Here is a 3915-nt window from a genome sequence, read left to right as displayed (position 1 = left end):
ATTTCACAAAAGTTATGCAGGCTGCAGTCGGTTTTGTCTTTCAGGTGGTGAGGATAAATAGAAAATCCGAACATTCCGCCGTTTTCGATCACCGCCCTGATCACATCATCTTTCTTGTTACGCAAAGCCGGCGACCACTCACGTGGATTTGCATGGGTGATTGCGATCGGACGTTCTGAAATCTCAATAGCTTCAAGTGTTGAACGTTCCGCAGAATGAGACATATCAACCACAAGGCCAACACGGTTCATTTCCTTGATCACCTGCTTGCCCATCCGGGTAATCCCCGGATCTTCGGCTTCGTAACATCCTGTCGCCAACAAGGATTGGTTATTATAGGACAACTGCATGAAACGGGCGCCAAGTGTATGGCAAATTTCAACAAGTCCAATATCATCTTCAATCGGGGAACAGTTCTGAAACCCAAAGAAAATTGCTGTGCGATCACTTTCATGGGCACGGCGAATATCATCCGCCGTGCGACCATGAATAATCAAACTATCATGTTGCTCGAAAAAACGGTTCCACTGTTCAACATTGAGTACAGTTTCCCTAAACATCTCGTGATAACAGATCGTGGCATGAACGGCATCAACACCACCTTCGCGCATTTGGGCAAAAGTCTTTTCTGACCAATTACAGTACTGAAGACAGTCAATCACATATGAATTTTTGTCGCTCATGCCTCTACCTCTTACGCTAATCTACGACTACTCAGGAGAACCTGAACTTATGTAGGACGTCTTGACTTGAGTATAGAACTCGGCTGCATAAGAACCTTGCTCGCGAGGACCGTAACTTGAATCACCACGGCCACCGAAAGGTACGTGATAGTCAGTACCCGCAGTTGGCAGGTTAATCATGACACAGCCAGTACGGCTGTTACGGCGATAGTGATTAGCGCGTGCAAGAGAATTGGTCATGATACCAGATGTCAAACCAAACCCAGTGTCATTAGAAACACTTAGAGCTTCATCATAAGATCCAACTTTAATAACACAGGCAATCGGGGCAAACATTTCTTCCCGGTTGATTTTCATGGAATTGTCGCCGTTAATGAACAAAGCCGGAGACATGAAATATCCTTCGGTTGCCATATCCAGACGATCACCACCACAGACCAACTCACACCCTTCTTCTTTTGCCAACTTCATGTAGGCAAGATTGGAATTAAGCTGTGTTTCGCTGACAACCGGGCCAAGCTGAACACCATCGGTCAAAGCATGTCCGACTTTCATTGCTTTTGTCGCCGCGCTTGCTTTTTCGACAAATGCATCGTGGATTTTTTCATGAACGATCAAACGAGACGAAGCTGTACACTTTTGACATGTACCGCCAAAGGCACCGCCAACAGCACAAGAAACCGCCAGATCAAGATCAGCATCATCCATAACCACTAATGGGTTCTTGGACCCCATCTCCATCTGGACTTTCGTCATGTTAGCCATCGCAGACGCTGCAATACCACGGCCAACATCAACAGAACCTGTGAATGAAATAGCATCTACACCAGCACTTTCCACAAGGCGCTGACCAACGGAAGAACCGCCCCCCATTACCAAATTGAAAAGTCCTTTTGGCAGATCATGACGAGAAAAGATCTCTGCCAATGCCCAGGCGCTTGCCGGGGTCAGGTTCGCAGGTTTCCAAACAACGGCGTTACCATATGCCAATGCCGGGGCAATTTTCCATGTTGCTGTCGCGGTTGGGAAGTTCCAAGGGGAAATGATCGCCACGACACCAACGGGTTCACGACGCACATCAATTTCAATACCGTCACGCACAGAATCAGCAGTATCACCCATTTGACGAAGCACTTCAGCCGCGTAGTATGTAAAGAATTGTCCTGCGCGGAAAATCTCTCCCTTACCTTCTGCAAGTGGTTTACCTTCTTCACGAGAAAGCAGTTCACCAAGTTCGGCGGCACGGGCCTTCATTTCTTCACCGATTGACATCAACACGTTATAGCGTTTTTCCAACCCAGTTGAGGCCCAAACCTTTTGTGCCTGTCTGGCTGCATCCAGTGCAGTATCCAGCTGCACACTACTTGCTTGCGCATACTCACCGATAACGTCCGATAGATCAGATGGGTTTATGTTTTTGATGTAGTCATCAGCGGCAACCCATTCACCAGCGATATAATTGGAAAAATTGGACATGATTACCTTCTCATTTCAATCAACACAGCGGGCTTTTCAGATCAATACAATCGAAAGAGGCCTTGTTAAAAATTCTGGGAACATTTCCGCAAAATTTGCAACTTTCGTCAAATTCAAATAATTTAGGAAAACTTCAATTTTATTGAATAGAGGAAAATCACAATGGCGATCACTCTTGCCATGCTCAAAACCTTTGTTTCTGTTGCAGAAAACGGTTCTTTGATGGAGGCAGCAAAACAGTTGGGCAGGACGCCATCAGCTGTCTCCATGGCCCTTAAACAACTTGAAATAGAGTTTGATACACAACTTTTTTCTGGTGAGCGTAAAGGTAGCTTAACGCCAACCGGTATTTTTGCATTGGAACAGGCCCGTAATTTAACTGATCAATGTGATGAAGTTTTTTCCGCGATCAAAGCCTATGCAAAAAATGAAATCGGGTATATCTCACTCGCTTGTGTTCCATCCGTTGCAGAGCATATTTTACCACAGGTGATAAAAGCGTTCCATGCACAGTGGCCTAAAGTAGAAATAGAAATAAGGGATGCTGATTCACGCAGTGTTATCAACGCTGTTCATAGTGGACGCGTTCAATTCGGTATCGCAAGTTTAGCCAAAAATCTCCCCGGTATCGAGTTCACACCATTATTCGAAGACAGCCTTGGCCTTGTAACTAGTGCTGATGATAACGGGCCAGCCCCGAACAAAAGTATCAATTCCCCCAAAATGAGATCATTTTTAAAAAATAAAAAGCTACTCCTGAACAGTATAACGCAAACAATTACGCTGCCCGAAATACTGGAAAATCAAGAGAACAGTCGCATTACAGTACATAACGTAACATCCGTTCTCGCCTTGGTGAAAGCTGGCGCAGGGGTGACCGTATTGCCCAGACTACTGGTTCCTGATACAGACACTTCCCTGAATTTTATTCCTTTCACCGATAAAAAACTACGGCGAACAGTTGGCCTTTTTCAACGTAATGGCACCCTTTTATCGCCTACCGCTCTTTCTCTGATAGAAAAGATACACACCCGGATCGCTGATATCGAACACAACATGGGGGGTAACTTTACAAAACTAGAACGACCTACATAAGAGGGATAATATATCATTAAAAAAATGGCTAGTTATCTGGTACAGCCCCTAAAAAATTAGAAACGAAACCTATGCTTAAAGAAGTCTATTAAAGGGCTTAAAGAATTTACTCTTTGGAACAAATGCTCTCTTGATCAAACTCAAGGACGGGCTCGATTTATCTGAGATACCAATAAGCTGGCTGGGACCGACAATCCGGTATCAATCATATCTTCAGGAGCCCTAAAAAGATCGCTGTGTCACTGGCGAACCGGACGGGGACAATCGGGAAGACGGTGGAATTCCGTCACGTGCCCAACGCTGTAAGGGGGATTTATCCTGCAAGTTATCCACTGGTGTTTTTATCCGGGAAGGGGCAGGATTGATGAGAACCTAAGTCAGAAGACCGGCCTGGAGAGTTTTTTAATCGTGTGTGGACAAACACGGCTTTTGACTTTCCATCAAGGGGACTGACATGGAAACGCGTGACCCAAAAGTACTCAATGCAATAACTCAGACCAATACTGTTAATGATCCCAATATTATCTATTCCAACCATACCGATCACAGCTTTAGCAAAGCAGAACGTGAAGCACTCTACCAAACCATCTTTTCCCGCCGTGATGTGCGTGGACAGTTTACCTCAAAGCCCATTCCCGAGGATGTCCTGAGCCGGATTTTA

At 45.3% G+C, this 3915-nt stretch carries 3 protein-coding genes, 1 pseudogene and 1 riboswitch; of the genes and pseudogenes, 2 read left to right on the top strand and 2 right to left on the bottom strand.

The window, feature by feature from the left end; translation table 11 throughout:
- Positions 1 to 683, bottom strand: a 683-nt coding sequence (locus tag Q0241_RS14625) for a membrane dipeptidase (RefSeq protein ID WP_299378778.1), incomplete at its 3' end; no start/stop codon positions are given.
- Positions 684 to 710: 27 nt separating this feature from the next.
- Entirely contained in the window at positions 711 to 2159 is a 1449-nt protein-coding gene (locus Q0241_RS14620) for an aldehyde dehydrogenase family protein (RefSeq protein ID WP_299378776.1), read from the bottom strand.
- A gap of 162 nt (positions 2160 to 2321) precedes the next feature.
- Between Q0241_RS14620 and Q0241_RS14615 the strand changes: the two genes are divergently transcribed.
- Together Q0241_RS14615 and Q0241_RS14610 are read left to right on the top strand one after the other, a co-directional pair.
- Positions 2322 to 3254, top strand: coding sequence for a LysR substrate-binding domain-containing protein (locus Q0241_RS14615; RefSeq protein ID WP_299378774.1), 933 nt, complete (start codon positions 2322 to 2324; stop codon positions 3252 to 3254).
- A gap of 226 nt (positions 3255 to 3480) precedes the next feature.
- A riboswitch (cobalamin riboswitch) is annotated at positions 3481 to 3663 on the top strand.
- Between the two features lie 45 nt (positions 3664 to 3708).
- Positions 3709 to 3915, top strand: a pseudogene (locus Q0241_RS14610) (5,6-dimethylbenzimidazole synthase); the annotation flags it as partial.

Source organism: uncultured Kiloniella sp. (assembly GCF_937128705.1).
Classification (GTDB): Bacteria; Pseudomonadota; Alphaproteobacteria; order Kiloniellales; family Kiloniellaceae; genus Kiloniella.
This window is presented reverse-complemented; position numbering and strand designations above follow the sequence as displayed.